This window comes from Arthrobacter sp. P2b (genome assembly GCF_900168295.1).
GTDB lineage: Bacteria > Actinomycetota > Actinomycetes > Actinomycetales > Micrococcaceae > Arthrobacter.
In genome coordinates, this window is sequence record NZ_FVZL01000037.1 from 1 (window position 1) to 4,545 (window position 4,545).

The window sequence follows — 4,545 nt, forward strand, 5'->3', positions numbered from 1 at the left end:
CGGGAGGGTGTGGGAGAGTAGGTCACCGCCGGACAACCATTAAGGTCGAGGCCCCAACCAGCAATGGTTGGGGCCTCCCGCATTTAAACACCACCCCGGGATGCCCTATCAGATAACGCGGCCAACCCGGGGACGCCCCATCACCTCCTGCAGGAACCCAGGGATGCTCTATCAGATAACGGGGCCAAACACCTCGGATAACAACCACAACCGATAGAGCAACCACCGGACAGCCCTAGACTTACGAGCTATGAGCACCCGTTCCCAAGATCCCGTTGGCCGGCGCGCCACCATCATGGACGTCGCGGCGGCTGCGGGCGTCTCCCGGCAAACTGTCACCCGGGCCATGAACGGCATGACCGGTATCAGCGAGGTGACCCGGGAGCGGGTCCAAAGGCTCGCCGCGGAACTCGGATACACCCCAAGCCGCTTCGCGAAGGGGCTGGTCCAGGGTGCCCGCATCTCTGTAGGCCTGGCTATCCCTGACCTGACAAACCCCTACTTCCCTGCGTTTGCCTCGAGCGTGGTGGAAGCCGCCACGCAGCGGAGCTGGAATGTTGTGGTGGATGATTACGGCCATGGAACCGCCAGCGGCCTCGACGCGGTGGCCCGCTTGGCGCCGCAAGTGGACGCCCTGATCGGGTACCTCGGGGAACACTCCGGTGAAGCACAGGCCATGATGGGCCGGCGTCCGGTGGTTGCCCTGGACTGCCCGGAGGGCGGGGCTGCCGGGAACATCTCGTTCGACTACCCCTATGCGGCCCGGCTTGCAATGGACCACCTGGTGTCGGATGGGCGGAGTGACATTGCCTATCTTGACTCGGACCAGGGCGGCCCTGCTGCCAGCCGTGGCTCGGCAACCGCTGCGGTGGCGGCTGAAGCCGGCATCGCGGTGACGCGCTGCCATGCTGCTCCGTCCGCAAAGGCGGCCCGGGAGGCCGTGGATGACCTGCTGCGCAGCGGGGTCCGGATAGACGCGATTCTGGCGTTCAATGACCTCATGGCGGCAGGCGCCCTGAAAGCCCTGCAGGACGGCGGAAAGTCGGTGCCCGGTGATTGTGCTGTCATCGGAATGGACGGAATACCCCTGGGCGAGCTGACTACCCCGGAACTGACCACGCTCTCTCTGGACCTGCGCACAGTTGGCCGCACCGCCGTCGACCTCCTCGATGCCCTGCTGTCAGGCTCAGTCGAAGCTCGAAGTCCTGCGGCGTCGCTGATTCTCCGGCACGAACTGATCGTCCGCCGTTCAGCCTGAACCCCTACTCAAAGATGCCGACAGCAGCTAGGCTGAAGGTCTGCCGTGAACGTTCACGTCGTCAAAAAGCTCGTCAGCAAGGAACACCCATGTCAGTTCAGACCTTCTCAGCAGTGCAGCGTGTTGCCGCCGCCGCAATCAGCACACGGGCTTCCGGCAGCCTCGAAATCGGCACGGAGGGCGTGCGCGAGCTCTCATCCCTGGCGCCCGGCCGCGGCACCCTCCCGGCGCGGGCGTACCTCTCGAGCAACGCCCCCAAGCTCTCCCTCAATGGTGAATGGCAGTTCCGGCTCAGTCCGGGCATCCGCAGGGCGCCTGCCGACGGATGGCAGGAAGGGGAAGCACTGGAAGGGTTCTCCAGCCTGCCCGTTCCGTCGAGCTGGTCCATGCACGGCCACGGATCCCCCGCCTACACGAACGTCCAGTTCCCCTTTGCCGTCGAACCGCCCCACGTTCCGGAAGTGAACCCGATCGGTGATCACGTGCTCACCTTCGAGGCCGGCCCAGAGTTCCTGCCGGACGCCCTGCTGCGGTTTGACGGCATCGAGTCCGCCGGAACTGTGTGGCTGAATGGAGTGGAACTGGGAACCACCCGGGGCAGCCGCCTGGCTCACGAGTTTGACGTCTCGGGAATCCTGGTGGAAGGAACCAACACGATGGCTGTGCGGGTGGCCCAGTTCTCGGCCGCGAGCTACGCGGAGGACCAGGACATGTGGTGGCTCCCGGGCATCTTCCGGGACGTCACACTGCAGGCCCGGCCCGCAGATGGGATCGACGACGTCTTCGTCCACGCCGGCTACGACCATCTCAGCGGCGAAGGCGTGTTGCGCGTTGAGGTGAGCCGGGGCGGCCAGGCGATTGACGCCGTCGTACGCGTTCCTGAACTGGACCTGCAACTGCCGGCCGGGACCGAGCTGCGCGTTCCTGGAGTGGAACCGTGGTCCGCCGAGGTCCCGCGGCTCTACCATGCAACAATCACCGCGACCGGCGAGACTGTCAGCCTGCAGCTGGGCTTCCGCAGCATCACCATCGAAGACGCCCAGTTCAAGGTTAACGGGCGTCGCATCCTGCTGCGCGGCGTGAACCGCCACGAGCACCATCCCCGCCTGGGCCGGGTGGTGCCCCGCGACGTCGTGGAGGCGGAGCTGAGGCTGATGAAGCAGCACAACATCAACGCCATCCGCACGTCGCACTACCCGCCGCACCCGGAATTCCTCGCGCTTGCTGACCAGCTGGGCTTTTATGTGGTGCTCGAATGCGATCTGGAGACCCATGGCTTTGAAAGCGCCGGATGGGCGCAGAATCCCTCCGATGACCCGCAGTGGGAAGCCGCGCTGCTGGACCGGATGCGCCGGACTGTTGAGCGGGACAAGAACCATCCGTGCGTGGTCATGTGGTCGCTCGGCAACGAAGCAGGCACCGGCAGGAATCTCGCAGCGATGTCCCATTGGACCAAGGACCGGGATCCCTCCCGCCCCATCCACTACGAGGGGGACTGGGCCTCACCGTACGTCGACGTCTACTCGCGCATGTACGCAAGCCAGGCCGAAACCGCGCTCATCGGGCAGGGGACCGAGCCGCCGCTGGAGGACCCCGCCCTGGACGCGCGCCGCCGCGCCATGCCCTTTGTGCTGTGCGAATACGTGCATGCGATGGGAAACGGGCCCGGCGGCATGAGTGAGTACCAGGAGCTCTTTGACCGGTATCCGCGCCTGATGGGCGGGTTTGTCTGGGAATGGCTGGAACATGGAATTACCGTGCCGTCTCCGGGTGGCGGTGAGCATTTTGCCTACGGCGGCGACTTTGGTGAAGAAGTGCACGACGGCAACTTCGTCACAGATGGCCTGGTGGACGCCAACCGTAACCCGCGGCCCGGCCTGCTGGACTTCAAGAAGGTTATTGAGCCGCTGCGCATAGAGGTGGCAGCGGACTGGTCGGGCTTCAGGCTCCGCAACGGCCAGGACTTTGCGGACACGTCCGCGTATAGCTTCCGTTATTCGGTGGAGTACGACGGCGCCACGCTCGACGTCGGAACAGTGGACGTTGCGCCGTTGGCACCTCAGTCCGAGATGGTTGTGTCCCTGCCGGACGCAGTTGCCGGCACCGCTGCAGCGGCGCTGCCCGGCGGCGGACCCGCGGTGCTCACCGTCAGCGCTGTCCTCGCCGCTGATTCTGCCTGGGCCGCCGCGGGCCACGAAATCGCCTGGGGCCAGGCAGTGCGGAAGCCTTCCGCCGTCTTTATCCCAGGCGCAAGCGAACGCGTCGATGTCCTCGAGGACGAGCTGCGGCTTGGTCCAGCCGTTTTCAGCCGCATCACCGGTATGCCCACCTCCATCGGAGGTATTCCCGTGGAGCAGATGGGGCTGGCGTTGTGGTGGGCACCGACGGACAACGACCTAGGTAGGGAATCGGGAAGCGCCGACGCGCGTCCGCTCGCTGTCCAGTGGAAGGACGCCGGGCTTGACCGGCTCCACACGCGCCTGCTTGGCATTAGTGCTGAAGCTGCTGCCGACGGCGGTGACCAGCTGATCGTCCGGACGCGCATGGGTGCTGCCGACAAGCAGTTCGGGGTGCTTGTGGACTACACCTGGACCAGCGACGGCGACGTCCTGGTGCTCCGGACCCAGGTCCGGCCCCAGGGGGCATGGGTGAACGCCGGTTTCGACGTGGAATGGGCGCGGATCGGTTTGGAGGTGGTGCTTGCGGCTGAGACCACAACGGTGAGCTGGTTCGGGCAGGGACCGCACCAGAGCTACCCGGACACCGGACAGGGTGCCCGCGCAGGATGGTTCTCGCTTCCGCTCCCGGACATGGACGTTGACTACGTTCGGCCCCAGGAAGCCGGCGCCCGCGTCGGGGTGCGGTCTGCCTCCCTCAATGTGGGCGGAAACGTGCTGGAGGTATCGGGTGAACCATTCGCCCTCACGGTGCGGCCGTACAGCCTGGCAGTCCTCGACGCCGCCACGCATCGGCCGGAACTCAGGCAGGATGGGCGCAGTTACGTGTACCTGGACCACGTCATGCGCGGGGTTGGAACTGCTGCCTGTGGTCCCGGCGTTCTCGAGCCCTACCGGCTGACGCCGCGTGAAGCTGATTTCACCCTGGTGTTTGGTGCGAAGGGCGGAGCTCCGACGATGTGAGCCACTCCATAGAACCCGCTCCGGGCGGTTAGGGACGCCGGGACTGGGCTAGCCCGGGGTTTTCATGGCGGGTCTGTGGGGCTGGCGTGTTAATCAGGGAAAGGGTGCTCTGAACTGGGAAAATAGTGGTTGTCGAGACCGTTATTT

General features: G+C 65.5%; 2 protein-coding genes. Both read left to right on the top strand.

Annotated features, from left to right (window positions below):
- Window positions 1-250: 250 nt before the first annotated feature.
- Window positions 251-1,258, top strand: a complete 1,008-nt coding sequence (locus B5520_RS22200; protein WP_079599230.1) for a LacI family DNA-binding transcriptional regulator — start codon at window positions 251-253, stop codon at window positions 1,256-1,258.
- Window positions 1,259-1,347: 89 nt separating this feature from the next.
- Window positions 1,348-4,398, top strand: coding sequence for a glycoside hydrolase family 2 TIM barrel-domain containing protein (locus B5520_RS22205; protein ID WP_079599231.1), 3,051 nt, complete (start codon window positions 1,348-1,350; stop codon window positions 4,396-4,398).
- Window positions 4,399-4,545: the final 147 nt, after the last annotated feature.